The following is a 26,587-nucleotide window of genomic DNA, read 5'->3' on the forward strand; positions in this document are numbered from 1 at the left end:
TTAAAAGCCCTGCGATATTAGGAGTTGTTGTATGAAAAATTATACCGAAAGGCATGTCAAATGCCCCCATTGTGGACATTCAATCGGCATTACACTAGATGCAAGTAATGGTGACCAAGAGTTTTATGATGATTGCCCAGCTTGTTGCCATGCCATTCACTTAAATATGCGAGTAGATGAGCTGCAAGATAAAGTCGAACTGTTTATCGATGACAATTACGAATAACAACTCGAGCGTGTAAGCGTTGGAAACACAAAGTCACTTGAATTAAAAAGGAGCGCTTGGCTCCTTTTTATCATTCTAAAGCTGTTTTGCTGTGAGAACTCGCTCAACAGTATCAACTATGGCTTGAGTCTGAGGGTCAAACTCAATATTAACGCGGTCCCCTACTTGTCTTATTCCAAAGAGTGTTCGTTGCAAGGTTTCTGGAATTAGGTGTACTGAAAAACGACACGCTTCAACCTCACCAATCGTCAAAGAACAACCATCCAAGCCGATATAACCTTTCGCTAATACATATTTCATTGATTCTTGCGGCAGTTGGAACCAAATCGTGCGGTTATTAGGCGTATCGATGATCTCGACAATATCAGCCATCAAACTAATATGGCCAGACATGCTGTGTCCGCCAATTTCATCACCAAACTTGGCAGCTCGCTCAATGTTTACGCTGTCACCTTCAACTAGCTCGCCTAAGTTGGTGAGAGCCAATGTCGCTTGCATTAAATCAAAGCTGATAAGGTTGCCATTAATTTTGGTCACGGTCAGGCAGCAGCCATTGTGAGCGACAGATGCCCCTATTTCTAATCCTTTACAAAGCTCTTCGCTTAACTCTACAACATGCGTTTGAAAGCGTTCTTTTTTATCAATTTTAACGACCTTCGCCGTACCCTGAACTATTCCTGTAAACATTCTTTTTACCTATTGATTTCATACAAGCTGCAATCGATGACAGAGCCTTAAGCACAGCACTGTGTATCGAGATAAAACCTGTAGATTATAGAGCAACGACCTATTGAAAAATGGAGCCTTGTTCTCATACATGCCTCTAACATTAACATGATTTATTACAGCTCTCAGTATTAGCGTATCCTGAGCTTAGCAAGCATTAAGTTAGTGTTATCCACTATTCGCAACCTAACTATGGAATATAAACATACAATTGTTTATCATTTGCGCGGAGTTTCTCCGAGGCATTTTTTCACCTTATCGTGACTAAAATCAACCATCAGATCAGTTCACCACATCTTTTGTCCTCGAGCGCTCTCATTCTTTCAACTTATTGTTCCGCTCTGGAGTATTTTTCGTGCATCGCTATAAAGAAGAAGCATCAAGTCTCATCAAATTGGCGACCCCGGTATTGATCGCATCTGTTGCTCAAACTGGTATGGGGTTTGTTGATACCGTTATGGCCGGAGGCGTTAGTGCCACCGACATGGCTGCGGTTTCTGTCGCTTCAAGTATTTGGCTTCCATCCATTTTATTTGGTGTGGGTTTGTTAATGGCGTTAGTCCCTGTTGTCGCACAGTTAAATGGCTCTGGTCGTCGAGTAAAAATCCCGTTTGAAATTCAACAAGGCGTCGTTTTGGCATTGTTGATCAGTGTGCCGATTATTGCAGTGCTGCTTCAAACTCAATTTATTCTCGGATTTATGGATGTTGAAACGCTGATGGCAGAAAAAACAGTGGGGTACATTCATGCTGTTATCTTAGCAGTCCCTGCTTTCTTGCTTTTTCAAACGCTTAGAAGCTTTACGGATGGTATGTCATTGACGAAACCAGCAATGGTCATTGGCTTTATCGGTTTACTGCTCAACATTCCTCTAAACTGGATTTTCGTGTATGGCAAGTTTGGCGCACCTGAATTAGGCGGTGTTGGCTGTGGTGTTGCAACCACGATTGTTTACTGGGTCATGTTTGCCCTACTATTGCTTTATGTAATGACATCAGATCGACTTAAAAGCATCAACTTATTTGGTGAATGGCATCGACCACAATGGAAAGCGCAAGTTCGTCTGTTCAGACTCGGCTTTCCTGTTGCAGCAGCGTTGTTCTTTGAAGTGACACTATTTGCTGTCGTTGCATTATTGGTATCACCATTAGGACCAATCATCGTTGCTGCGCATCAGGTTGCGATTAACTTCTCTTCGTTGGTATTTATGCTTCCAATGAGTATCGGTGCCGCAGTGAGCATTCGTGTCGGCCATCGACTTGGCGAAGAAAACGTAGATGGCGCTCGCGTTGCTTCACGAGTGGGCATAATGGTTGGTCTAGGTTTATCTGTTCTTACAGCGATATTAACCGTATTGTCTCGTGAATGGATCGCCGAACTTTACACTAGCAACCCAGAAGTCATCACTCTAGCGATGCAACTGCTCGTATTTGCTGCTGTTTATCAATGTACGGACGCAGTTCAGGTAATCGCGGCAGGTGCACTACGTGGCTATAAAGATATGCGAGCCATCTTCAACCGTACTTTTATCGCCTACTGGATTCTTGGTTTACCAATGGGTTACGTCCTTGGCCGCACAGACTGGATCGTCGAGCCAATGGGAGCGCAAGGTTTCTGGCTAGGCTTTATCATCGGCCTTTCTTCTGCCGCACTTATGTTAGGGGTAAGAATGCGCTGGATGCACCGCCAAGAACCAGAGGTGCAATTGAACTTTTCAGTTCAGTGATAATAAGAAAAAGCCAGCACACGCTGGCTTTTTTGATCGAATAATAACGCTGTTGAGTATACTTATAGCAAGCTTGTGAGTCAGTTCAGCCTGCTCTTTTGGTGACGAATACGAAGTTATAAAAAGGATATTTGTGCGGTCTATTTTATTGTTCTTAGTCTTGTTTCTTAACGGTTGCGATAGCTGGTTCAACCCAGAAAACGCCATGTTTGACAAGTATCACCAACGTGTCGCCAATGTGTTGGACGCTCCTACTCTTCCAATCGAATCGCAATCTACGGTGACCATACCTGCAAAACGTGACTTATTCGAGCCACTTCCAAGGCTATCGATTGGTTTACTAGAAAGCTACCAATTACGCCAGTGTGGATTATTCAATCTACTTGCCGAGAAAAACTCGCAACTTGGTAAGGTGCAAGATGCATTTCATGATTTTGACTACCAAACTTCACTGTTACGAGTCATGAATCGATGTTTATCCGAATTTCCGCTTAGCGATGAAGAACGCGCTACATTGACAAAGCTTTATTCGACTAAGTGGCAACATTTAGACATTCATCTCGACAACTTACTACTCGCGAGTGATGCAATGCAAAAGCAGCTAACGGCGTCGGATTGGCTATCTCAAGAAACGACGAATGATATTGCACGTCTTAACGACGTCTATCGCCTTTTCAGTGAAATGTACGGCTTGCCTCATCGCGCCATTTCACGTCTGCCCGATATTGAGATTGTGCAGTATCAAGAAGAGCTAGAGAAATCTCGTTTAATCGGACGGCTTTACTATTCGATGATAAACGCTTCTCACTGGCTAAAAGCTACGACTCAGTTACTTGAACAACATCAGAATAATGTATTGTGCGGGCCAAACCGAGACGTGACCCAGTTCCGCTACCTAAGAAATGTCTTCCAATCTATTTACGTTGAAGAAGTGCAACCTTACTTAGCCTATTTAGACAGTACCTATCAGCAACTTCATGATGGCGCCACCTTGATAGAAAAGCGTATGCAACTTCATGGTCATCAATATGGTATAAAAGAGGCACACAAAACCTTTAGACAAGAAACCCTAAACCACGTTCAGTTTTGGCAGGGTCTCTTCAAGCGGTGCGGTGTAACCGTTGGTAACTAGTAAGTGCAGAGCGTTCTATTCCTTCAGCCTCTCACGCAAGAATCGGGCAAAACGTGGCTTACCGTTATGAGTAAAACCGTTGTACCTGAACGTGATGGTTGAACCTATTTTCGGAGGCTGACGACGCACTTCATCGGTAAACCCACTACCAATGTAAAACTCTGTACCATCTGGTAAGCGAACTAACATCGCCCCCATCATACCCAATAAACGCCCCGTGCCTGGCTTATAGCCCACAACTAGCGCTTCATCATCCGCGTATCGTTTCAGTTTAAGTAAATCACTACCACGTCCAGCTTGATAACGGCTTGATACCTTACGTAGCATCACCCCTTCACCATCGGATATTGAAATCTTATCCAATTGCGCAAACAGGTGAGCTTCATTTTGGATCGCTCGGTGTTCGACATATTTGATATGAGCTTGGTCTACTTCGAGCACTAAGTCTTTGATGTTGTAATAACGCTTCCGGTAATCACCAGCAGAATACGGCATATCAAAGATCATAAAATCAATGTTTCGCCAAGCTGACTCCACAGGCGTTTTATCCAAAACCGTTTGTTGTACGAGATGAAAATTGCCTCGTCCCGCCCATAGCTCACCATCTAACGGATAGTCAGGTAGTGAATCTATAAACCAATCTGGAGCGTAGATTCGGTTACCATTTCTCGTCACGAGATGTTGTCCTGTCCAATAGGCGCGAATGCCGTCGAGTTTTTCGCTATACCAGTATTCAGATACATCGATACCATCTTGATAGCTTTGCGCAAGAGAAACTGGAGGCGTGAGAGAAGTATCAGCTTGAAGCTGTGAAGACGCTGTCATAACAGCCAGCGCGATTAATGTCATTTTTAATGGCATAAGAAGACCTTGTACAAAAAAGCGCCTTTATTGAACCGTAACTCCTCTCGATGACCTATTTGTTACTAGTCATTCTTCGACTCAGAACAATCAACTTAAGTAATGATTTGCAAGGACAATCATAAACTTTAGACAGATTTTGCATTTAATATTTACACATTGTTCACAATAAGATGGGTGAGTCTCAAATCAAGTCGCAACCTAATCTCGATGAGACTCTTGCTTTAGCGCTCGATATTAATTCGACATCTCTCCTGAACAAGCCGTTTGTCTATGCGTTTTTGATTCTCAAATTGAGAACCTATTCCTTCTCAATTTGAATGACATTACCAAATACTCATAACTATCTGATTTTATTTGCATTTAAATTTGGCACGTTACCTGCTCTATATCCAAGTAGAGAAAACAAACGGAGATAGAGTCATGGAATTACGCAAACTAGAAATTAATCAAGACAAATTAGCCATTGAGTTTTTTGGTGACTTAGACGCAAGTGGCTGTCGACAAGCACAACATCACATTGATGAAGTAATTCACGACAATCATCACAAAGAAGTCGAAATTAACCTGCAGCACGTCCAATTTCTTGATTCTTCAGGGATTGGTGCCATTGTTTACTTATATAAGCGTCTAGTTGAACGTGAAAGAAGCATGAGTATTGAAAACGTATCAGGCCAACCTTTAGAAATCATGAGCTTGCTTCGTATTAACCATGCTATTCCCGTTAACTCAAAAGGACACTAAAAATACCGGTTTAAACGGAGGTTGGCATGGTAAATCTTATACGACGATATGTAGTAAGCGGTCTTGTTGTCGGCATGTTTGGTTGTTCGTCGTTTGACTACCCAGACCACGGAAAAGGTGGCTTGGCGGAAAACTATCAAGATATCTCAATTGAAAATTATCAGTTTTCCCCAGTCATGCCCGATGAACCGTTAGGTCCAGAGCATGGGTTGAGGTTTGATTGGCAACTCACCAAGCTACACCTAGACGCGTTGATTCAAGAAGGCGCACGCTGGTGCTTTCCTGCAGCAGTCGTGCAAGCGCTTGAGAAGCAAAACAGAATCGCACGCGAGTTAGAAGGCGGACTTCTACTCGATGCTGCTAACGACCTGGTGATTCAACGTCGACGTTTAAACCAACTTGAACAGCAACTCGACTATGTATTAAGCCAAACCACTTGTACGCCACCCGATGATATTGAAGCATTGCGTAGCGATTTGAACGTCGTCGCTGAAATTTATGCACTCCTCAATATTGATAATCAATTTGCTGTCGATTCAGCAGAAATTAATCCAAAGTACATGGGACATTTGGCAGAAGCTGCCTACATTTTACGTGACCACCCTAACCTAACTCTTGTGGTGACTGGGCATGCAGATGTCACTGGAGCACCAGATTACAACCAGAAACTCGCTCAAGCGCGTGCAGAACAAGTGAAGCGTTACCTGACTGTATTTGGCATCACTTCAGAACGCGTAACCACCAAATCTGTGGGAGATAGCCTACCGCTTTATGAAGGTGAAACACCTGCCGTGCGTTTAACCAACCGCCGCGTAAGCATCGAGGTTATTAGCCCTAATTCAGATAGCGATACCTCAGTAAATCGCAACCTATCTGTAGGAGGTGCGTTATGAACACGATGAAACCATTTATCACCTTAGTTCTTTTGTGCTTGGTTGCTTGGGTACCTACTTCGTCAGCAGATGAAAACAATACTGTTAAGGTTGGCGATTTAATTCAGATTAACCTACCTGGAGAAGCGTCTTTAAACAAAGGGTTTCAAGTTGATCGCCGTGGGCGTATTAACTTACCAGAAGTCGGCCCTGTATTTGTTGCTGGATATAATGAGCAACAACTCCAAGACGTGATTATCGAAACGCTAAAAACCGTGTATCGTGACGTAAACAACGCTCGAGTCTTTATCAAACAACAACAGTTATTAGTGTCAGTCCAAGGCTACGTGGTCAAACCCGGGGAATATACCTTACCTTCAGGTTCCAACATTCAAATGTTTGTATACGAAGCTGGCGGCCTTCGCGCTGGTGCTCAGCTCGATAAAATGATCGTTAAACGCGGCGAAAAAAACATCGAGTTTGACTACAAACGTTTCCTTGATACTGGTGACAATAGCCAGCTCCCGAAATTGGAATCACTGGACGTACTGTTTGTTCCAGCATCTCCACTCGTTGGAAATATTGAGCAAGAATTTGATGCAGCAAAACTCGCGAATTCAGGCGACAGCGCAGACTCCGCTCGTGCCATCAAAGTCTTTGGTGAAGTGAATGCACCCGGCTCATTCTCTTACAAACCGAACACCACGCTCGTTGATGTCGTGATGAGAGCTGGCGGCGTAACACGATATGCCAGTGTTGAGCAAATTCGCGTGATCACAAATAACAACCCAACCATGTTTAATCTAAAAAAATATCTGGATACGGGTGATCAAAGCTTACTACCAGAAATCCTACCGGGTGCCACCATCTTTGTTCCAAAACAGGAAGAAGAAATCAAAGCGGGTGCAAATGTGGTTTATGTCATGGGTGAAGTTGCCCACCCTGGCGCGTATGAGGGAAAGCAAGACGCTAGCTTCATGGATATTCTCGCCAATGCAGGCGGGCCTACTCGCTATGCAGAATCTCGCCAAATTCGTGTCATAAAAGCCGATGGTAAGGTCATCAAATTCGACCTAACCGCGCATACCGAGGGTCTGTCTTCGGTTAGACCACCGAATGTCGGACCCGGAGACGCGATTTTCGTGCCTGAAAAAACCGATTTCAACGAGAAGTCATGGCTAAAAGTGGCGCCAAGTCGAGCGGTCGCTGTGATGGGAGAAGTCGTGCGCCCGGGACGTATTGAATGGTCAGACGAAATGGATTTAATTGATCTGCTTGCCCATGTCGGCGGCCCAACACGTAGAGCTGACACCACAAAAATTGAAGTCGCCAATAATGGTCAAATGACACAGTTCGATTTAGATCAATACATTTTAGATGGCTCACCAACATCGAATCTGCCCCGAGTTTCTGCTGGCACGGTAGTAAGAGTCCATGCATTACCTGACGATCCATCAGACAACAAATCGCAATGGGTAAGCCAGAGCTCTGATGCCTCGATATATGTTTTCGGTCAAATCAATGCCCCTGGCCGCTATCGCTTTACCGAAGAGATGCACTTTCTGGATATTTTATCTGCCGCCGATGGACCAACAATGGATGCCGATATTCACAATATTCGTGTGACGCACCGAGGCCTAGGCTATGCCAAAGTGAGTAAATTGAATTTGTCGATGTACTTTGAAACGGGCGATGAGTCTATTCTGCCCCACGTTCGTCCCGGCGATACCATTTACATTCCGGAAAAAAACAAAAACTGGTTGGATCGCTCCAAAGAATCCACCGTGCGCGTATTAGGTGAAGTAAGAGACCCAGGGCGCTATGTATTTAATGACAACATGACGGTACTTGACCTGCTGGCCGAAGCAGGAGGCCCGACTAACAATGCGTATCTTGAAAAAATCAGTGTGGTCAACATGTCTTGCTGTCAGGGCCAAGCTCGAACATTTGATTTGGTGAACTTTAGCAAAACCGCCAACATTTATGATTTACCAGTCATCCGTGCAGGCGACACCATTTATATTCCACATAAAGACGAAAGCTTTGCTGAAAAAGCAAGAGCCGGGTTAAGAGATATTCTACAAATCACCACAACCATCGTGTTAATAGGAGCGTTGTAATGACTATTCCTGCCACTCACGCTGAGATTGAGCAAATTTATCTTCAGAGTGAACAGAAAGGCCACAAAACGATTTGTGTTGTGGGTTGTAAGTCTGAAGACGGCGTCACTTCCGTGGCTTCATCTCTAGCTGAGCGTCTGGTTTTAGCTGGACACAATACTTTGTATGTGGATCTTAACCTGTTCAAGCCCGCTTATCGCACCATTCACGAGTTTGATGATGCCGAAAAAGTTGGCCACCTGATCACAAGAGAAAATACGCATCAAACCTTAGTCGGTCTCCCTGCTCCATCTCTCGCCAGCACTCAATTGGCGTACCGAGACCCGACGATGCTGAAGCGCAATATTGCAGAGTGGTTAACGCAGTACGAGCGCGTCGTGATAGACACATCTCCACTTCTGAGTGTCAACCGAAGCAATATTGCCCCTCAAGTGATTGCGGGCGTATGTGATGCCACCTTATTAGTCGCACATTATGGCTCTACGACGGCAACCCAACTCGAACACGCCAAAAAACTACTTGATGCTAGCGATGCGAATTTGATTGGTTCCGTGCTGAACATGAAGCATACACCTAGCCTGAAAGATGAGTTGATCCGCCAAGTTTCCAAGCTACGCTTTTTACCCAAAAAGTGGAAAGAAAAGATATCTCAACAAATTAAGAAAAGTGAACTGTTTATGTTATAGGGAGCGCCAATATGACTGCAAATAACACACCGACTATCGAACAAGAATTGGTGGATGAACACATTCTCCAGCAAATGATCAAAGATACGTGCGCCGAAATCATCCCAACGCTGATTGAACACTATATTGAAGAGTCACGAGAGCGCATGGAGAAAATAGAGCAAGCATTAAGCGCGAAAGACCTCCAAACATTAGAGTTCGAAGTTCATACACTCGGCAGCTCTGCCCTTGCTTTAGGTAACCGAACGCTTTCCAGACAAGCAAGAATGATTGAGAAATATTGTGTGGAAGGGAAAACACTAGAAGCATTGGCTCTCTGTGAGTCTCTTTCCCAGCTGGCAATTGAATCGTTTGACGCGCTAGAAAAGCGAAAAGATCAAGGGTTCGAGTAACCGTTTCAATAATAAATTACCTTATGAATCATCGCACTTATTAAAGTGCGATGCCGATATCATCTAAGACATTTACAATTTAACTTAATCAATTAAAAAGTATGGATTTTTCGCAAATTTCCCACCTTGTGCTAATACTTAGATAACGCTTTTCTCAAATTGAGAATATTCAGTACTAGAGAGCACTAAGTCATATAACTCGCTCATCACGCCAAATACAAATAATAGTGCTGACAAAAATCATAAAAGTGAAACGAACTACGTTGGGATAGGACTATGAGACCAAGGGTGTTACTGGTAGAAGACTCTACTTCATTAGCCATACTTTATAAGCAGTATGTCAAAGACGAACCTTATGACATTTTTCATGTCGAAACAGGTCGCGAAGCAATTCAATTTATTGAAAGAAGCAAACCTCAGCTCATCATTCTCGATTTGAAACTGCCCGATATGTCTGGTGAAGACGTGTTGGATTGGATCAACCAGAATGACATTCCTACCTCCGTTATTATTGCTACAGCGCATGGCAGCGTAGACTTAGCCGTTAACCTAATTCAAAAAGGCGCGGAAGATTTCTTAGAAAAACCTATTAACGCTGATCGCCTAAAAACTTCTGTTGCATTGCACCTCAAACGCGCCAAACTGGAAGATTTAGTAGAAAACATTCAGTCCAAGTTTGATCGCCATAACTATCACGGATTTATCGGTTCAAGTCTCCCAATGCAGGCGGTATATAAAACCATTGATGCCGTTGCTCCAACATCTGCCAGTGTCTTTATTGTGGGTGAAAGCGGCACAGGTAAAGAAGTCTGTGCTGAAGCCGTGCACCGTCAGAGCGATCGTAAAGACAAGCCTTTTATTGCTATTAACTGCGGGGCCATCCCCCGAGATTTAATGGAAAGTGAGATTTTTGGCCACGTTAAAGGCGCATTTACCGGAGCCACAACAGACCGAAAAGGTGCTGCGACGCTGGCTCACGGTGGAACGCTTTTTCTCGATGAACTGTGTGAAATGGAACTTGAGATGCAAAAGAAGTTGCTCCGTTTTCTTCAAACAGGAACCTACACACCGCTTGGTGGCACTCGAGAGATGAAGGTGGATGTCCGAATCATTTGTGCCACCAACCGAGATCCATTAACAGAAGTGGAAGAAGGTCGTTTTCGTGAAGATTTGTATTACCGCGTACACGTAATACCTATCGATATGCCCCCCCTACGTGAGCGAGGAAGTGACATCGTCACGTTAGCCAAGCACTTTTTGACCACTTATGCTAAACAGGACAAAAAGAAATTCTCAACAATCGACAGCGAAGCTCAACATATCATCAAGCACTACGAATGGCCGGGTAATGTAAGGCAATTGCAAAACATCATACGTAACATTGTGGTGCTTAATAATGACGAAAAAGTCACGCTGAATCACCTACCCGCTCAACTGACTAGAAAGTCTAAAACAGCGAGAACATCCACCCCCGCACATGTAACTCAAGAGCCAGCAACCCCTCCAACAATAACATCCCGACCAGTGTATGTTGAGGAACAATCGGCCTCCGCTAGAGAACCGTCAATACCGACACCGGAACCTAACATACAATCCTCAGCGGCTGCCTCGCCGTACTTTAACTCTGATGGAACCATTCGCCCTATGTGGCAAGTGGAGCGTGAGGCGATTCAAAACGCAATCGCATACTGTGATGGCAACGTACTCAATGCCGCCGTAATGCTGGAGCTAAGCCCATCTACGGTTTACCGAAAAAAACAAGCGTGGGAAGCGGATGAAATTAATCTCGAACAATCTTGAGAAACCTGCCGTTGGTGAAATTTGGATTTTTCTTGATAGCCGCCTGTTTGGCGGTATCGAAAGTCACGTCATAGAGCTTGCTCGTGGATTAATGACATTTGGGCACAAAGCACGTGTTGTCTTAACGACTGAGTACTCGCCACCAGCACAGATTGTAGAGAAAGCAGAAGAATCCACCATCCCTGTGAGTTACTTGAACCATTTGTCTGGTGAGCCACATAAGGCATTAAAGATCAAACACCTAACAAGCGCGGTCGCCAATCACCAACCATCGGTCATTCACTCCCACGGTTACAAAGCGTCAATCTTAGCGCGCTGTGCCAAGCTACTCACGCGCACATTTCCTCGCTTGATTTCAACTTATCATGCAGGAGAATCATCCTCGGGCAAACTGTGGCTCTATGATTGGCTTGATAGAAGTTCAGGCTACCTCTCTAACCACTGCTTTTCCGTCAGCCCAAGCATTCAGCGTAAAGTCATTTTCCCTTCGGAACTGCTGAATAACTTTGTTTCGATTCCCGATCGTAATCTCAACTATCAAGAAATCGCTTTCGTCGGCCGATTGAGCAAAGAAAAAGGTGCCGACCAATTTATCGAAGTAGCAAAGCTCTGCCCAACACTGCATTTTAGTGTTTACGGTGATGGACCAGAAAGAGAATTACTCGCCCAAATTGCCCCTTCAAATGTGACATTTTTCGGTCATCAAACTGAAATGGAGACCGTTTGGAAAAACATTGGCGTGCTGGTAATTTCTTCTCGCTATGAAGGCCTGCCTATGGCGGCGCTTGAAGCAATGGCTAGAGGAATAGTAGTGATGAGCCTACGCGTGGGTCGCTTGCCCGATATTATCCAAACTGGCGAAAATGGCTTTATTGTCAATGAGATCCCATCTCTCGCTCAATGCCTTAAACATTGGATGTCTCTTGATGAAGCGCAGCAATCTCACATTCGTCAAAACGCTCGGCAGACCATTATTGATAATTTCTCGGCGCAAAGCGTTATTCCTGTATTGCTACGAAAATATCAAATTGAAACGGAGCAATAAGCCATATTGGTTCTCAATATGAGAATATTGCTTCTCCCCTTAAGTCCAAGCACAAATATCTAATAACATTCAAATACATAAACTAATGGCATATTTTGGCATCTCTGTTGCAACTCAGCAGTTAACACAAGTTAATGATGAGACAGAGGTGACTTATGACTACTCCAAAACGCATTCTATATGTTCATTATGGTGATAACTGGATTCGCGGCAGTGAAGTGGTACTTCTGGATCTCATCTCAGGGATTGACCGTGATAAGTTTGAGCCATTCGTGTGGTCCAACTGCCAGCCACTAATCGATAAGTGTCAATCGCTCGGAATTGAAGCGGAACATTCTGTTTTCAATCTCGTTGGTGGCTGGAGTGCGCCTCGCTGGGATATTAGCGGATGGAATAGCCTTATCAAACAGGGCTCAGCACTGATCGAAAAACACAATATCGACTTGGTACACGTTAATAGCGGTGGTCCTTGTCAATGGATGTGCTTGGCTGCACGCATGAATCACATCCCACTTGTCACCCAACTTCATTGTCACTATACATTGCGAGATCGCTTCTCTCTTGGGTTACACCTCTCCCCAAAATTGATTTGCGTTAGTAAAGATGTCGGTCGTGAAATTATTCAGGACGGTTACCCAGAAGACCAGCTTTATGTTGTGCACAACGGTGTATCGCTTCTGGACTCTGATACGCCCATTGATATCAAGGATCACCTCGGAATACCTCAACAAGCGTTTACCTTCCTCTCGGTAGGTTCGTTGATTAAAAGAAAAGGATTCGACCGCCTTATTCGCGCTATGCGCATGCACAATTACCATCACGATAATCCTCATCTTGTTATCGTTGGCGATGGCGAGGAAAGAGAAACATTGCAACAACTTGCTTCAGATCTCGGTATCCAAGACAGAGTCCACTTTGTCGGGGAAAAAAGCAATGCTGGTGCATGGATGTCTGGGAATGCAGACGCTTTTATTAGCGGCGCCTATGAAGAGGCCTTTGGTCTCGTGCTCGGGGAAGCGGCTTTAGCTCAACTGCCTATCGTGGCTCCTAAAACAGGAGGCATCCCTGAGTTGTTCGAGCATAATCACTCTGCACTACTGTACCAGAATCGCGGAATGGCAAGCTTATTAAACGCTATCCAACAAGTCATGCAAGATGCAGCGCTAAGAAACAAGCTAGCTGAAAACGCCTATCTTCATGCTAGCCAAAACCTCACGACTGCAGCATCCATAAGCGCCATTGAACGTATTTATGAAGGTGAGCTTGAGAACAATAGTATTACACCAATGCCAATGACTCACTGCATGAAGCCTCTTTCACGCTGGTTGAGCATCAATTGAGGAGGCCAGTCATGAAACGTGTATTAATGTTCGACGCAATCCCAATGCAAGGTGGTTCTAAAATTGCGAATGCAGAGCTCCTCAAACAGTGCGATAAACTGAACGTAATTGGTTATCTTCTGACCACGAATCCAGAGCATTGGGAGTCACTACTTAGCGATACGCCTCGTGTGCAGATTATCAAAATCAAACCATCACCATTGAGCTCCACTCATGGCCTCACTTACTGGTTAATGAACGCGTATTACTTTATCCAACTGATTTTTGCGTGCATGAAACTACCAAAGATAGATAGCTTTTTAGGTCTATCTTGCCCAAGTAATGATATGCCTTTGTACTTACTAAGATTAATCAGCAAAAAGCCTGTGGTACAAATGGTTCATGGTCCAGTTGGTCGTTCAAGATCTTCCGGCTACTGCTTGGTAAAAGCATCCGCAATTTATTACTTGGCAAACACCCGAGAATCGATGCTAGAGGCCTTACAGGTCTACCTCAAAACAGAGAAGCCAGCCACTGAACGCTATTGGTGTGGTTTGAATGCGTCTACGTTTGTTAACGGACTATCGAGAGACCGTTGGCCAAAACAAGCAAATCCGATTTCAAACCGCGTCTTCTGGGCGGCCAGCTTACTAAAATGGAAGAACATCGATCTTTTTCTTGATGCTTTAACACTTGATAAGACAAAAGAGATCAAATCTACCGTGTGTTACATCAAACCAAATGTGGCAGGTGTGGAATATTCAACACCAGACTTCACCACAAAAGGTGTTGAATGGCATGAATGCCCAGATAACCTCGATGACCTACGCTCTCAGTGTGGTGTGTTTGTTTCTACCAGTGTTAACGAACCTTTTGGATTATCCATTTTAGAAGCTCTCGCAGCAGGCATGTGCATCGTCATCCCACATGATGATAGCTACTGGGATCGCGTATTGACGCATGGCCGCAATTGCATCAAGTACACACCAAACAATGTGGCGTCGTTACATAACGCAATTCGCCTTTTGAATGAGTCTCCATGGATGAAAGTGACAATGGGTATCGAAGCACTCAACGTTTCTCAACTTTATACGGCCGAACGTTGTTATCTGCCAATCGCTCAGCACCTTGCAGCAGAATCCGCACCGAATGGCGATTGTAAACTCAAAACACCGCGATACATCAAAGGATATGACCATGTCTAAAGCAATGACCAACATGTCGCTGTTCGCTATCGCGTTAGTGATAAACAAAAGCATCAGCTTAATCATGCTGCCTGTATTGCCCCACTTTCTCTCACCAGAACAAATGGGCAAGCTTGAACTGCTTACCACCTTTGGCGTTGTCACAACCTTATTCGTCAGTTTCGCTTTGCATGAAGCGCTGTATCGATTCGTCGGGGTTGAAAAGGATCAAAATACGCGCACAAGCCTTCTAAACCAGCTGTACTCACTTGCTTTGTTCATCGCTGGCATCGTGGCTTTATGCCTACTCGCTATCATTATGCTCGCGCCTATTCCTGCACCTTTTACGCGAGTCGAGTTTGCTATTGTTATGTTTGCTATCGTTCTAGAAGGCAGTATCGCAATCGGCACAGCTTGGTTGAGAACACAGGACGACAAAGCAAGAACCCTACTCAACGTCATGGTGACTACCACTGTTTTTCAGGTCATTTTCATCATCACGGCGCTGTCTGTTCACCCACATGTTATTTCTGTTTTATGGGGTGGCTTGTTGGCTGCTATTACTCAGTTTGTCTGGCTGCACATCATTAACCGCTACAGCATGACTCTTCCAAATCTGACAGTGGCGAAACAATACCTAAATTACTGTCTGCCAATGATGATGGCTGGATTGGTTTCGTTTTGTCTCAATGGCGCTGAACGATGGTTCATCGGCGCGAACGCCTCACTTGCGACATTAGGGATTTACGCGATAGCCGTAAAATTTGCGGTTGGCATGTGTATTTTAGTTCAGCCATTTGGCATGTGGTGGATGCCACGTCGATTTAATTACCTAGAAGCGCGTAGGAGTACAGAAGCTGTGCGCATCACTCATCTAGGTATGATTTACATTACCGGTTTAAGTGTTGCAGTCGGCACATTAGCAATGGTGATGATCACTTACCTGTTACCAGAAACCTATCATGAGGCGGTACTGTTCAGCTTGTTCTTACTGCCTATCGCCATGCTAAAAGAGTGGAGCGAACTCATTAATATTTCCATTTTGTACAAGCGTCGTACTCGCTGGTTACTGGGTATTAATGTCGTCTCAGCATGCGTTGCAATTGCTTTGCTGTTTGGCCTGTCGTCCCTGGGTATCTATGGAGTTTTCATTGCGCTTTATTACGCTCAACTGTGTAAGCTTGGCCTTACTTATGTGGTAGGCCAACAATGCATGCCGTTGCCTTTTCACCTAAGTCTGATGGTTTTATTGCAGATTATCTCCGGTGTGGCACTGTTCCTGCTTCACTCTTCACAATCAATAGGCATCGCCATCGCAATTTGCATTTTGACATGCACTTTGCTGGCAGGGATAGCCACTCGCTATATGAGTAAAGAGACGCTAAATGCGCTCACTCGATACATGGTGAAATGGCGTGGACAGGTGAAGAGATACTCGTTATGACTGAAACCAAGGTGAGAAGAAAACAGTCCATCGCAGCGCTGACGATTACCGTCTGTATCGGCCTGCTTTGGATTGTTATGCCTCACCCTATTTTGATCGTCGCACTATGTTTCGCCCCGCTGGCTTTACTGTTCGTTCTCAACCAAACGTTTTGGCTTGTCACGCTGTTCGTTATTTTTTCATTCTTCCGTATTCATGAAGCGTTTCCCGTTATCTATAACTTTAAGATCCCATTGCTACTATCATTGGGGGCACTGGCCGCACTTGCTTTCCACCTTTTGATAAGTCGCCAGCTTACGGCTTTTTGGCACCCTTCATTAAAATGGTTGTGCATATTTTGGGGGCTGGTGATCATCGGCATCGTCTTCGCCTCCAGTCGTGACATTGCCATTACAGTTTTCAAAAATACCTATTGGAAAATCATCATTATGACATTGGCGATCACCTGGCTTATTACCAAGCCTGCTCAGTTAGCACAAATGTCGAAAGCGATAATTTTCGCCGGATTGTTGATTGGTTTAGTCGCATTACAAAACGCAGCGAATGGCATTGATTTAGTCGAAGGGACGCGCGTATCGATTGGACGCTCCATAGGTTCAGTACTCGGCGATCCGAACGACTTGGCGCTGGTGTTAATGTTTCCTCTCGCCTTTACCGTTAGTCAGTTAATGGAGAAACGTTCACCTAAGCATCTCCGGCTCTTTGCACTTGTTACCTGTTTGGTATTGTTTTTTGCGATTATTGAGACACAAAGCCGCGGAGGCTTGTTAGGCTCTTTATCGGTATTTGCGTACTTTGCCTTTAAGCACATCAAAAGCAAAACGTTAGTCTTAGTACTAGGCGCCGTAGCAGCCATCGTACTCTACGCATTTGCTGGTATCTCAGGGAGAGAATCGGGTGGCGCAGCCGAGGATGGTATAGATGCCTCTGCGATGGGACGACTTTACGCGTGGGAAGCCGCATTTAAAATGGCTCTCCACCATCCGTTAACCGGTGTTGGGCTTGATAATTTCTACTTCAATTACTATTTCTATAGCCCTCACTGGGATGGTATCAATCACGCCGTACACAGTACTTGGTTTGGCGTATTAGCAGAAACGGGGTTTGTTGGACTCGCCGTGTTCATTACATTGATTGTGTCATTGATTCGAACCTCTTTGCATTCTATTTCACTACTGACGCCAACATCGGATTACACCCTATCTGTTGGAGCAAATGCAGTCTTAAGTGGGCTGATCGGGACCATCGTATCAGGCACCTTCCTCACTCAAGGTTTCACTTGGCCAATATACATTCTGGCGGCATTAACGGTAGTCGTTAGCCGAATCGTTCAAAGTGATTGTCAAAATGAGAAACCCTAATTTCAAATACCAACAGAAAGCCCAATCACCTGTTTTATAACAAATAAATCCTTGGCACGTATTGTGATTACTCTCTTGATTAGTAATCAAATAACAAAGACTCAAGGAGAGCCACATGACAGACATCGTAGTATTTGGAGAAGATTTTGGCGGGTTACCCTCCTCCACTCAACACATTGTCAAACGACTAGCAACGAGCCACCGCATCCTTTGGGTTAACTCAATCGGTCTTCGTCAACCTAGGCTGACCACTAAAGACATGCAACGTGCGTTAAACAAGCTCACTCGTGTATTTAATAACGCTGGATCGCATAAGCCAACGTTAGAGTCTGCAATAAACCCAAATATTCACACCATTAACCTACTCACTATTCCTGCTCCAAGTTCTGCGCTGGCAAGAAAAGTAGCGGCTAAGATGATGAAATACCAGCTCAATAAACAGTTATACGTTCTTGGTTTTGATAAGCCTATATTTTGGACATCGCTCCCGACGGCCGCAGATGTTTGTGCGGAAATGAATTCACGTGGGCTAATTTACTATTGTGGCGATGACTTTAGCGCTTTAGCTGGTGTTGACCACGACACGGTTGCCAAGCATGAACGTACACTGGTTAACGCGGCTGATGTGATTTTTACAGCAAGTGACAAACTCGCCACTCAATTTACATCTGGTAAAACCGTCACTTTGCCTCACGGTGTCGACTTTAGTCTGTTTTCTGAGCCAGCACCTAAGGCTGAAGATTTTCCTAATAATGGTCGCAAAGTGCTGGGCTTTTATGGCAGTTTGTCTGAATGGTTAGACTACGACTTAATTGCCCAAGTCGCAGACCAAGCGCCTGACTGGGATCTCGTGTTCATCGGCCCCAACGAGTTCAGTGATAATCCGCTTCCACAAAGAAGCAACATATACTACCTGGGCCCGAGAGCGCATCACACTCTGCCACGTTACTCCCAACACTGGGATGCCAGTTGGTTGCCCTTTGTTGATAACGCTCAAATCAAGGCATGTAATCCGCTTAAACTTCTTGAGTACTTGGCAACAGGAACCCCTGTTATCAGCACACCGTTTCCTGCATTAATGCCCTACAAACATATGCTTCATGTGGTTCAAGATGTCGAAGACGTACGTGCCAGTCTCGATCACCTCCTACCGCCACCGACAGATTCAAAGTCATTTGTTCAACAGCAAAGCTGGGAAGCAAGAGCCAACCAAGTTGATAAATTAGTGAGGGCGCTATGAACGATTTAAGAGAAAACCTCAGCGTACTGTTACATGGTGCTTGGAGACGTCGCTACATGATCGTTATTCCTATGCTTGTATTGCCTGTGCTGGGTTTCATCGTAAGTAAACTGGTTCCGACGACTTATGTCGCTCATACAAGTATGCTTATCCAAGAGACAGCGAAAATGAACCCATTCCTTCAAGACCTTGCCGTCTCAACCATGCTGAAAGATCGATTGAGCGCACTCAGTACCTTGCTAAAAAGCCGACATGTTTTGTACTCAGTTGCCAAAGAACAAGCGCTGATTAGTGACGAAATGAGTGCCAAAGAGCAAGAGTTCATCATTAAAGATCTCGCGTCGCGTTTGTCTGTTCAGCAGCTTGGTAAGGACTTCATTCAAATCCAACTACGAAGTGGCAAACCGAATGGCATGGAGTCGATGTTACTCTCCGTCAGCGAACATTTTGTCGAACAGCTTTTGGCTCCTGAACGATCTTCAATTAAAGATTCAAGTCACTTTTTAACCATCCATATTAATAAACGCAGAGAAGAGTTGGATAAAGCAGAGCAAGCGTTCGCGGAATACAAGAATACTTACTCTCACGCGACGCCTGAAATGCAAGCACAAAGCCTGACTCGTCTGGCAAGCCTTAAACAAACCTTGGCAGAAAAAGAAGCGGAGCTTGCTGGTGTTACCCGAAGCCTAGGTAGTTTGGACCAACAACTTTCTAAAACCAACCCGGTTATCGGTAAGCTTGAAGAACAAATCATAGACATTCGTAGTGAGCTCACTTTGCTTCGCGCCAAGTACACTGAGGCGCATAGCATGGTTCAAGGCAAGCTACGAGAGTTAAACCGCTTGGAGCAAGAGCGCTCAGTACTATTGAACTCTAAACAACCGGAATTAAACAGCGCCCAACTTTGGGATATCGCAAGCAATACCACCGTAAACAGTCTTGGAGAAGCTCAGCCTCTTCTGGTCTCTCAGCTTCACCAACTGCAAATTATGCGCGGACGCTTTGAAGCCCTCACAGAAGAAACAAATAGCTTACGAACAATGATTCAAGAGTTAGAAAGTAATGCGCATCGATTTGGTAGCACCGCAACAGAAATCAACCGCCTAGCTCGTGATGTCGCGGTAAAAAGAGAAATGTATGATGACCTTGTAGAGCGTTATGAAATGGCTCAATTAACTGGTTCACTTGGCGTATTTGAAGAGAATAAACGCGTGAAAATCATTGATGAGCCTTTCACACCAACCATTCCGTCTAACTTACCTAGTTTTGTGTTTGTCATTTTAGGGTTTATCGGTGGCGCGGGTTTGGGCATTGGATTAGCGACGATACTTGAGTTAGCCGATAACTCTATCCGCTCTAAAAGAGCATTAGAAAAGCATCTTGGCGTTCCTGTGATCACCACCCTACCTAAAGTGGTATACGGAAGCTAACAGCCGTTAACACTCCATTACAAGCACTCGTTCAGCGAGTGCTTTTCTTTTTGTGCTTATCCTAACTCCGTGTAAGGTTTCCACTAATATGAATCTCAAATTGAGAATAAACATCGCCCTTCATATGCATTGCCATTAACCTTATGTTTTTAAAAACTTAATTTATTGGCACGCAGTCTGCAATTCCTAAATAAACAAAGAACTCAACGAGGGTTTGAGAATGGAATTCAGACAAAAACAAAATAGCACTCAACGCAATAAAAAAGTGATATTACACGTCGTGCAGCACTTAGCTCCTGGCGGTTTGGAAACGCTCGTATTAGAGATGCTTCGTTTTGCGCAACCGAATCATTCCGTGTTTGTCGTAAGTTTAGAGGGAAGCAAAGCGCAAGCACTGCAATGCTGGTCAAAACTCTCGGCCTACCAAGGCCAACTGCACTTTCTCAATAAGAAACCTGGATTCAGCGGAAAAACCATCAGTACGCTGACTTCCATGCTCAAAGGACTTAAGCCTGATGTGGTCCACACTCACCATATCGGTCCACTATTATATGGTGGGATTGCGGCACGCTTAGCGCAGGTGCCAGTAATTATCCATACTGAGCACGACGCCTGGCATCTGAATAACAGAAAGTCAGCTCGACTTCAGTCCCTACTGCTAAAAATGATTCGTCCACATGTGGTTGCCGATGCGAACTTTGTCGCCGAACAAATCCAGACAAAACTGAATTACCGCAAAGTCTGCACCATACATAATGGAATCGATTGCCAGAAATTTCAAAGCGGTAATCAAGCAACCAAGAGAAACTTGTTTGGGCTTCCAGCCAACAAAACCGTGATTGGAGTGGCTGGACGTTTAGAAGCAGTTAAAGGCCATAAAGTGCTTATCGAAGCATTCTCTCATCTTACGCCAAACACACACCTAGCCATTGCTGGAGATGGTTCTCAGAGAGCTCAATTGGAAGCACAAGTTAGAACGTTAAAACTTGAGGATCGCGTTACCTTTTTAGGCTTGGTCGATGATATGCCCAGCTTTTACCAAAGCCTCGATTTATTTTGTTTACCGTCGCTTCAAGAGGGTTTCCCCCTCTCAACACTAGAAGCTCAAGCATGTGACATTCCTTGTGTCGCAACCGATGTTGGTGGCGTGAAAGAGACGCTCTGCCCGATTAACAGCACATTGGTTGAAGCCAACCGAGTGTTCTCTTTGGCGGAAGCTTTGTCGCTGCAATTGAAATCAACCCATGGTTCTCCTCGAACTTTTATTCTCAAACATTTTGATATCAGAGACATGGTGAGTCGCTACTCACGTTTGGCCAAGGAGGCTAGCTATGAATGATTTACTTTGGATTACAGGTTTTGGTTTATCCGCATTTTTGATTGTCTATCATCATGTTGGTTATCCATTGCTACTTAAATGGCTTCCTTTAAAACAGCAAAAAACCACAGCACCATTTGTAGAGCGAGCTTACAAAGCCTCTCAAACAGACAGTCAGTTACCATCTATTACTGTCATCGTGCCCGCCTACAATGAAGAACAATGGATAGCAGAAAAGATCCGCAACCTTGCGAGCTTAGATTACCCAAGAGATAAATTGAAAGTGGTGATCGCATGTGATGGCTGCACAGATAACACAGCCGAGATTGCTCAAGCGACGATTCAAGAAGCAATCTGCTCCGATACACTGTTCATCATTAATGACCACCAAGTCAATCGCGGTAAAGTTGCCCTACTCAACGAAGAAATGCGTCATGTTAGCTCGGACATTACCGCACTGAGTGATACATCGGCATTGATTTCTTGCGATTCTCTGTTGCTAGCTAGTCAGCATTATCAAAATGAGAAGGTTGGAGTGGTTAACGCGACATATCAAATAATGAGTACCGATAACCAAGGTGAAGCAGCGTACTGGCAATACCAGTCTCGAGTGAAGCACCAAGAATCCTTGCTAGGTTCAACGATTGGTTCTCACGGTGCGTTTTATACATTCAGAACCCACCTATTTGAACCACTTGAAGTCAGCACCATTAATGACGATTTTATTCTCCCTATGAGAATCGTTTTGCGAGGCTATAACGCTATCTACGAACCTAACATGCTAGCTCTTGAACTCGAACAAAGCTCAGACGACGCAGACTTCAAGCGACGCCTAAGAATTTCAGCGGGTAACATGCAGCAGCTCATGCAATTAAAGAAATTACTGCTACCTCGCTATCGTGGCACTGCCTTTGCATTTCTATCGGGAAAGGTTCTGCGCTTAGCAACACCCTATTTGATGATTGTTTGCTTGGTTTGTTCACTGCTACTGGCACACAACCCGCTGTTTCAAATAATGCTGCTCGCTCAAGCCTGTGTTTATGGTATCGCACTTGTCACTTATTTGGTGCCTGCACTTAACACGGTCAAGCCTTTTAAACTGATTAGCTACATCGTCATTGGTCATCTCGCCAATTTCATCGGCGGAATGAAGTATTTGCTAGGAATGGAAAATGGGCGTTGGAAACGCGTCAACCAATAAGGAAAGCATCATGAAAAACTCACGCTACGATTCAAATGTATGCCACGCGAAAAGAACGTTTGATGTACTGGTTGCAATGTTTATTTTGCTCGTCACTGCACCACTATTCCCATTTATCGCGCTAGCTATAAAAATCACATCGAAAGGCCCAGTGATCTATCGTCAACTGCGTGTTGGGCGCTGTACACCAGAAAAAATGGATCTTTTTCAAATCATGAAGTTTCGCACCATGTATATTGATGCGGAGCAACGCTCCGGTGCAGTTTGGGCAACCGAGAATGATCCTCGAATCACACCAATAGGACGTTTTTTACGTAAGACGCGTTTAGATGAGTTACCACAGCTGTTTAATGTGTTGAGAGGTGAAATGTCGATGATCGGGCCACGTCCAGAGCGCCCTGCTTTCTACCAAAAGTTGGAAGATGAAATCCCTTATTTTGTAGAACGCACATATGGCGTATTACCAGGAATTACAGGCCTAGCACAAGTTAACCAAGGCTATGATGCTTGCATTGAAGATGTGCGACGTAAAGTTGGGTTTGATCACAGTTACGCACTAAGCTTAGGTTCGTTCTACTCTTGGATTTCAATGGACCTTTCAATCATGAGCAAAACATTCGTTGTGATGATTGACGGACGAGGTCAGTAACCCCTGGTTCTGGTAACGGTCACTCTTGCCACTGGCGTCGCATCTTTTCGATGGTCGCTGGTGGTACATCATGAATGCTTTGATACGTTCCGCGACACACCTTAACTTCCACCTCAATGCGCTTCTTCACGCAATAGTCCAAGTAACGCTTCATCTCCCAGTGCCGAACAAACGTATTACTCACAATCACGACTTTCCCTTTGTTCAACCACTTTCGAGTTTGCTGAAAACACCATTCATGCGCTTGGGGTAACTCAGTTGGGTTAAAGTGATAATCACCTTCATCATTTTCAAAATACATGTCAGCTTCAAAATGCTTAGCACCAAGCTCTATCGCCAATTGCTTTGCTAAGGTTGTTTTACCTGAACCTGGAAGTCCACGAATAAGAATGAGTTTAGCCAGTGACATAATGCTGTTAAATGAGGTGGGAATAAGCCCAAACTGTAACGGAATTATTGAAAAAGAAAAGTAGAAATAAAAAATGCCGAGCGCATTAGGCTCGGCATTTAAATTCAATAGTGGATAGTGTTTATTTGTAAGCTGACAGTTCGGTTCTTAACCCTTTAACCAAGCTTACACACATCAACAACAGAACAAAGGTAAACGGTAATCCCGTTGCAACCACACCGGACTGCAATGCTTGCAAGGCTTCTTTACCACCAACCCAAAGCATAACAGCTGCAATTGCACCTTCAATACAAGCCCAGAAAATACGCTGTGGAATTGGTGCATCAATCTTACCACCCGCAGTGATACTATCGATAACCAGTGAGCCAGAGTCTGATGATGTAATAAAGAACACCAGAATCAGCACGATAGAAAGCATTGAAATCACTGAGCTATACGGAAGCGCATCGTAAACATGGAACAGAGTCAATGAAATATCAGTTAGACCATTTGCACCTAGCTCACCGACTTTATTCACCACTTGGTCAAGCGCGATACCACCGAATACAGACATCCAAATCAAGGTAACGACAGTAGGAATAACGATCACTGCGAACAGGAATTCTCGAACCGTACGACCTTTAGACACACGCGCGATAAACATACCAACAAACGGTGACCAAGATACCCACCAAGCCCAGTAGAATACCGTCCAGCCGTGCATCCAAGTTTCATCTTCACGACCGTGGGGGTTGCTCAACGGAATAATATTTTCAATGTAAGCCATTGTTGTGTCGCGTAGCGAACCCCACGCCGTATCAAACGTGATAAAGGTAATGAAAATAAGCAGGGCAAATGCAACCACCATATTGACGTTACTCAGTAGTTTAACACCACCATCAATACCACGAATTACTGATAGCACCGCGATAAAGGTAACAAAGATGATCACAATCATTTGTGTACCAATGCCGCCTTCTAGACCAAAGACATGGTTAATACCACTGGTCGCCTGCTGAGCACCGAGACCCAGCGACGTTGCAAGACCAAACAGCGTGGATAAAACGGCAAGAATGTCGATAACATGTCCTAACCAACCCCATGCTCGGTCACCAAAAATTGGATAAAACGCCGCGCGCAATGAAAGCGGTAAACCCTTGTTAAAAGCAAAAAACGCAAGTGCTAGTGCAACGAGTGCGTAAATACTCCAACCATGCACACCCCAGTGGAACATGGTGGCACCCATCGCTAGAGATTTCGCTTCTTCTGTGTATGGCACTGCGTTCAGTGGCATTCCCCACCAATCAGTGAAGTACGCGGTCGGCTCCGCCACACTCCAGAACAGAAGACCAATACCCATACCAGCTGCAAAGAGCATCGACAACCAAGAAACGGTTGAGTGATCCGGCGTTGCTTCTTTGCCACCTAAGCGGATTTTACCCAACGGAGAAAAAAGAAGAGCAACAGCGAATAATAAGAAGAAGTTTGTCGACCACATAAAGAACGCATCAAACTGTTCGATAATTCCGTTTTTCAGACCGTTTAATACATCACGAGCAGTGGTTGGCTCAACAAGAAGAAGTGAAATTAGACAAAAAACAACGAGACCCGCACTGATGCCAAAAACGGGGTTATGTATGTCGAATCCCCACTTTTGAACGTTGTCCTGTCCAACCTGATAGTCTGTTGTGTCGATACTATATTTTTTAAATGCATTATCCATAAATACAAATTTAACGTGAATTTGAAACGCCCCTCAGGTGAGAAGAACTCCAATACCGCCCTCCATTAATTTGAACTCTAAAGTTTTAAAGCGGGGCGAAGTTTAGCAGTAATCACATATTTTTGCAAAAAATCGCCATTTATTGCATTTTTGGCTCAGTTAAAGGCAGATAAGAACAAAGTAATATCAACACAAAAATTATGAGGTCTAACGATTGATTTTATCGTAATTTGATCGTTGGAAAAGCACTGGAAATACTTGCGCTCTGTGGCTTTATCATTGATGGACGCATAAATTGAGATAAGTAACACTGACTTAGTTTCAAAGCTAGCGATGAAACCAAGTCAGTAACGTTTTCATAGAGACTGATTATTATAGGAAATGGAAGGTAATATTCCCTGTCACACTGCTCACGGTGTCACTATCGCTGTCAATATCCACGCCAAACGCTTGATAGCTTGCCCCAATAGAAACATTATCGAGCAAGAAGTATTCGGCACCGACACCATACATGTAAGAGACACCATCATCTTTATCTAGATTTCTCAGTCCGCCGTCATAATCAACATTGAATGCATTGATGCCACCTTTGGCATAGACATGAAGCGGCCCAAAGTCGATGCTTGGTTTCGCTGCTAAATAGAATGAATCAAAATCAGCACTACCCCTGCTGCCACTCAGTGATAAATCCACTTTGCCGTGGTTAAAGTAACCTGCCTCAATGCCAATGAATGGCAAAATACCAGTACCTACATGAATACCGTAGGTTGTATCGTTTTCGCTATCGATATCAGATTGACCAATTTGACCGCCAGCGTAAATCCATGAGTCAGCCATTGCTGATGTTGAGCACAACGTTAGAGCTAATAACGAGAGTGTTTTTTTCATACTATCCCTTCCTGAGCGATTCCTAAGCGAAACATTACGCAAATATGCGCATTTAATCGCCACTATATATTGGAAAGCATGAGCATTTTAAGATCCAAAAGTGAATAATTTA

24 protein-coding genes are annotated in these 26,587 nt (G+C 44.4%); 19 read left to right on the forward strand and 5 right to left on the reverse strand.

From position 1 onward, the window contains the following. Window positions 1-31 precede the first annotated feature (31 nt). Complete coding sequence (locus tag VEA_RS09905; RefSeq protein WP_005396219.1) at window positions 32-226, forward strand: CPXCG motif-containing cysteine-rich protein; 195 nt, start codon at window positions 32-34, stop codon at window positions 224-226. A gap of 75 nt (window positions 227-301) precedes the next feature. Here VEA_RS09905 and VEA_RS09910 read toward each other — a convergent pair whose 3' ends face one another. Next, window positions 302-913, reverse strand: a complete 612-nt coding sequence (locus VEA_RS09910) for a riboflavin synthase (RefSeq protein WP_012841845.1) — start codon at window positions 911-913, stop codon at window positions 302-304. Window positions 914-1,307: 394 nt separating this feature from the next. On the opposite strand from VEA_RS09910, the gene VEA_RS09915 reads away from it, so the two are divergent. Together VEA_RS09915 and VEA_RS09920 are read left to right on the forward strand one after the other, a co-directional pair. Further along, window positions 1,308-2,678, forward strand: a complete 1,371-nt coding sequence (locus tag VEA_RS09915; protein WP_005396222.1) for an MATE family efflux transporter — start codon at window positions 1,308-1,310, stop codon at window positions 2,676-2,678. Window positions 2,679-2,811: 133 nt separating this feature from the next. Beyond that, window positions 2,812-3,810: a DUF3080 domain-containing protein gene (locus VEA_RS09920; RefSeq protein WP_006742935.1), complete on the forward strand. Its 999-nt coding sequence runs from the start codon at window positions 2,812-2,814 to the stop codon at window positions 3,808-3,810. Between the two features lie 15 nt (window positions 3,811-3,825). Here VEA_RS09920 and VEA_RS09925 read toward each other — a convergent pair whose 3' ends face one another. Beyond that, entirely contained in the window at window positions 3,826-4,671 is an 846-nt protein-coding gene (locus VEA_RS09925) for a DNA ligase (RefSeq protein ID WP_006742936.1), read from the reverse strand. Between the two features lie 423 nt (window positions 4,672-5,094). On the opposite strand from VEA_RS09925, the gene VEA_RS09930 reads away from it, so the two are divergent. From VEA_RS09930 to VEA_RS10005, 16 genes are all read left to right on the forward strand, one after another. Further along, a complete protein-coding gene (locus tag VEA_RS09930; protein ID WP_005394270.1) occupies window positions 5,095-5,415 on the forward strand; it encodes an STAS domain-containing protein in 321 nt (106 codons plus the stop codon). A gap of 26 nt (window positions 5,416-5,441) precedes the next feature. Continuing rightward, window positions 5,442-6,308, forward strand: coding sequence for an OmpA family protein (locus VEA_RS09935; protein ID WP_006742937.1), 867 nt, complete (start codon window positions 5,442-5,444; stop codon window positions 6,306-6,308). Beyond that, on the forward strand, window positions 6,305-8,407 hold the full coding sequence (locus VEA_RS09940; protein ID WP_006742938.1) for an SLBB domain-containing protein: 2,103 nt from the start codon (window positions 6,305-6,307) through the stop codon (window positions 8,405-8,407). The genes VEA_RS09935 and VEA_RS09940 overlap by 4 nt, the downstream gene beginning before the upstream one ends. Then, window positions 8,407-9,093 carry an AAA family ATPase gene (locus VEA_RS09945; protein ID WP_006742939.1) on the forward strand — a complete coding sequence of 229 codons (687 nt, stop codon included), beginning with the start codon at window positions 8,407-8,409 and terminating at the stop codon, window positions 9,091-9,093. Before VEA_RS09940 ends, VEA_RS09945 begins: the two co-directional genes overlap by 1 nt. 11 nt (window positions 9,094-9,104) lie before the next feature. Next, a complete protein-coding gene (locus tag VEA_RS09950) occupies window positions 9,105-9,485 on the forward strand; it encodes an Hpt domain-containing protein (protein ID WP_012841848.1) in 381 nt (126 codons plus the stop codon). A gap of 276 nt (window positions 9,486-9,761) precedes the next feature. After that, a complete protein-coding gene (locus tag VEA_RS09955) occupies window positions 9,762-11,285 on the forward strand; it encodes a sigma-54-dependent transcriptional regulator (protein WP_006742940.1) in 1,524 nt (507 codons plus the stop codon). After that, entirely contained in the window at window positions 11,260-12,330 is a 1,071-nt protein-coding gene (locus VEA_RS09960) for a glycosyltransferase family 4 protein (protein WP_006742941.1), read from the forward strand. Before VEA_RS09955 ends, VEA_RS09960 begins: the two co-directional genes overlap by 26 nt. A gap of 155 nt (window positions 12,331-12,485) precedes the next feature. Beyond that, on the forward strand, window positions 12,486-13,670 hold the full coding sequence (locus tag VEA_RS09965) for a glycosyltransferase (protein WP_006742942.1): 1,185 nt from the start codon (window positions 12,486-12,488) through the stop codon (window positions 13,668-13,670). Window positions 13,671-13,681: 11 nt separating this feature from the next. Next, complete coding sequence (locus VEA_RS09970; RefSeq protein WP_006742943.1) at window positions 13,682-14,854, forward strand: glycosyltransferase family 4 protein; 1,173 nt, start codon at window positions 13,682-13,684, stop codon at window positions 14,852-14,854. Beyond that, the gene (locus tag VEA_RS09975; RefSeq protein WP_006742944.1) at window positions 14,847-16,277 is read left to right on the forward strand and encodes a lipopolysaccharide biosynthesis protein; all 1,431 of its coding nucleotides are present in this window, start codon (window positions 14,847-14,849) and stop codon (window positions 16,275-16,277) included. The genes VEA_RS09970 and VEA_RS09975 overlap by 8 nt, the downstream gene beginning before the upstream one ends. Then, window positions 16,274-17,638: an O-antigen ligase family protein gene (locus tag VEA_RS09980; RefSeq protein ID WP_006742945.1), complete on the forward strand. Its 1,365-nt coding sequence runs from the start codon at window positions 16,274-16,276 to the stop codon at window positions 17,636-17,638. The genes VEA_RS09975 and VEA_RS09980 overlap by 4 nt, the downstream gene beginning before the upstream one ends. A gap of 115 nt (window positions 17,639-17,753) precedes the next feature. Then, on the forward strand, window positions 17,754-18,878 hold the full coding sequence (locus VEA_RS09985; protein ID WP_006742946.1) for a glycosyltransferase: 1,125 nt from the start codon (window positions 17,754-17,756) through the stop codon (window positions 18,876-18,878). Then, on the forward strand, window positions 18,875-20,308 hold the full coding sequence (locus VEA_RS09990) for a GumC family protein (RefSeq protein WP_006742947.1): 1,434 nt from the start codon (window positions 18,875-18,877) through the stop codon (window positions 20,306-20,308). The genes VEA_RS09985 and VEA_RS09990 overlap by 4 nt, the downstream gene beginning before the upstream one ends. Window positions 20,309-20,528: 220 nt before the next feature. After that, complete coding sequence (locus VEA_RS09995; RefSeq protein WP_006742948.1) at window positions 20,529-21,647, forward strand: glycosyltransferase; 1,119 nt, start codon at window positions 20,529-20,531, stop codon at window positions 21,645-21,647. Next, window positions 21,640-22,827, forward strand: a complete 1,188-nt coding sequence (locus VEA_RS10000) for a glycosyltransferase family 2 protein (RefSeq protein WP_006742949.1) — start codon at window positions 21,640-21,642, stop codon at window positions 22,825-22,827. Before VEA_RS09995 ends, VEA_RS10000 begins: the two co-directional genes overlap by 8 nt. A 10-nt stretch (window positions 22,828-22,837) precedes the next feature. Beyond that, window positions 22,838-23,476 carry a sugar transferase gene (locus VEA_RS10005; RefSeq protein ID WP_012841850.1) on the forward strand — a complete coding sequence of 213 codons (639 nt, stop codon included), beginning with the start codon at window positions 22,838-22,840 and terminating at the stop codon, window positions 23,474-23,476. 19 nt (window positions 23,477-23,495) lie between these two features. Here VEA_RS10005 and VEA_RS10010 read toward each other — a convergent pair whose 3' ends face one another. From VEA_RS10010 to VEA_RS10020, 3 genes are all read right to left on the reverse strand, one after another. Then, entirely contained in the window at window positions 23,496-23,885 is a 390-nt protein-coding gene (locus tag VEA_RS10010; RefSeq protein WP_012841851.1) for an ATP-binding protein, read from the reverse strand. A gap of 121 nt (window positions 23,886-24,006) precedes the next feature. Then, the gene (locus VEA_RS10015; RefSeq protein WP_006742951.1) at window positions 24,007-25,587 is read right to left on the reverse strand and encodes a BCCT family transporter; all 1,581 of its coding nucleotides are present in this window, start codon (window positions 25,585-25,587) and stop codon (window positions 24,007-24,009) included. Window positions 25,588-25,959: 372 nt separating this feature from the next. Next, complete coding sequence (locus tag VEA_RS10020) at window positions 25,960-26,475, reverse strand: outer membrane beta-barrel protein (RefSeq protein ID WP_005394222.1); 516 nt, start codon at window positions 26,473-26,475, stop codon at window positions 25,960-25,962. Between the last annotated feature and the right edge of the window lie 112 nt (window positions 26,476-26,587).

It is taken from the genome of Vibrio antiquarius, assembly GCF_000024825.1.
Classification (GTDB): Bacteria; Pseudomonadota; Gammaproteobacteria; order Enterobacterales; family Vibrionaceae; genus Vibrio; species Vibrio diabolicus.

What these genes read in the sequence shown, in the direction of transcription:
- VEA_RS09905 (WP_005396219.1), top strand. Translation starts at nt 32, where the DNA reads ATGAAAAATTATACCGAAAGGCATGTCAAATGCCCCCATTGTGGACAT.
- VEA_RS09910 (WP_012841845.1), bottom strand. Translation starts at nt 913, where the DNA reads ATGTTTACAGGAATAGTTCAGGGTACGGCGAAGGTCGTTAAAATTGAT.
- VEA_RS09925 (WP_006742936.1), bottom strand. Translation starts at nt 4,671, where the DNA reads ATGCCATTAAAAATGACATTAATCGCGCTGGCTGTTATGACAGCGTCT.
- VEA_RS09930 (WP_005394270.1), top strand. Translation starts at nt 5,095, where the DNA reads ATGGAATTACGCAAACTAGAAATTAATCAAGACAAATTAGCCATTGAG.
- VEA_RS09935 (WP_006742937.1), top strand. Translation starts at nt 5,442, where the DNA reads ATGGTAAATCTTATACGACGATATGTAGTAAGCGGTCTTGTTGTCGGC.
- VEA_RS09940 (WP_006742938.1), top strand. Translation starts at nt 6,305, where the DNA reads ATGAACACGATGAAACCATTTATCACCTTAGTTCTTTTGTGCTTGGTT.
- VEA_RS09945 (WP_006742939.1), top strand. Translation starts at nt 8,407, where the DNA reads ATGACTATTCCTGCCACTCACGCTGAGATTGAGCAAATTTATCTTCAG.
- VEA_RS09950 (WP_012841848.1), top strand. Translation starts at nt 9,105, where the DNA reads ATGACTGCAAATAACACACCGACTATCGAACAAGAATTGGTGGATGAA.
- VEA_RS09955 (WP_006742940.1), top strand. Translation starts at nt 9,762, where the DNA reads ATGAGACCAAGGGTGTTACTGGTAGAAGACTCTACTTCATTAGCCATA.
- VEA_RS09960 (WP_006742941.1), top strand. Translation starts at nt 11,260, where the DNA reads ATGAAATTAATCTCGAACAATCTTGAGAAACCTGCCGTTGGTGAAATT.
- VEA_RS09965 (WP_006742942.1), top strand. Translation starts at nt 12,486, where the DNA reads ATGACTACTCCAAAACGCATTCTATATGTTCATTATGGTGATAACTGG.
- VEA_RS09970 (WP_006742943.1), top strand. Translation starts at nt 13,682, where the DNA reads ATGAAACGTGTATTAATGTTCGACGCAATCCCAATGCAAGGTGGTTCT.
- VEA_RS09975 (WP_006742944.1), top strand. Translation starts at nt 14,847, where the DNA reads ATGTCTAAAGCAATGACCAACATGTCGCTGTTCGCTATCGCGTTAGTG.
- VEA_RS09980 (WP_006742945.1), top strand. Translation starts at nt 16,274, where the DNA reads ATGACTGAAACCAAGGTGAGAAGAAAACAGTCCATCGCAGCGCTGACG.
- VEA_RS09985 (WP_006742946.1), top strand. Translation starts at nt 17,754, where the DNA reads ATGACAGACATCGTAGTATTTGGAGAAGATTTTGGCGGGTTACCCTCC.
- VEA_RS09990 (WP_006742947.1), top strand. Translation starts at nt 18,875, where the DNA reads ATGAACGATTTAAGAGAAAACCTCAGCGTACTGTTACATGGTGCTTGG.
- VEA_RS09995 (WP_006742948.1), top strand. Translation starts at nt 20,529, where the DNA reads ATGGAATTCAGACAAAAACAAAATAGCACTCAACGCAATAAAAAAGTG.
- VEA_RS10000 (WP_006742949.1), top strand. Translation starts at nt 21,640, where the DNA reads ATGAATGATTTACTTTGGATTACAGGTTTTGGTTTATCCGCATTTTTG.
- VEA_RS10005 (WP_012841850.1), top strand. Translation starts at nt 22,838, where the DNA reads ATGAAAAACTCACGCTACGATTCAAATGTATGCCACGCGAAAAGAACG.
- VEA_RS10010 (WP_012841851.1), bottom strand. Translation starts at nt 23,885, where the DNA reads ATGTCACTGGCTAAACTCATTCTTATTCGTGGACTTCCAGGTTCAGGT.
- VEA_RS10015 (WP_006742951.1), bottom strand. Translation starts at nt 25,587, where the DNA reads ATGGATAATGCATTTAAAAAATATAGTATCGACACAACAGACTATCAG.
- VEA_RS10020 (WP_005394222.1), bottom strand. Translation starts at nt 26,475, where the DNA reads ATGAAAAAAACACTCTCGTTATTAGCTCTAACGTTGTGCTCAACATCA.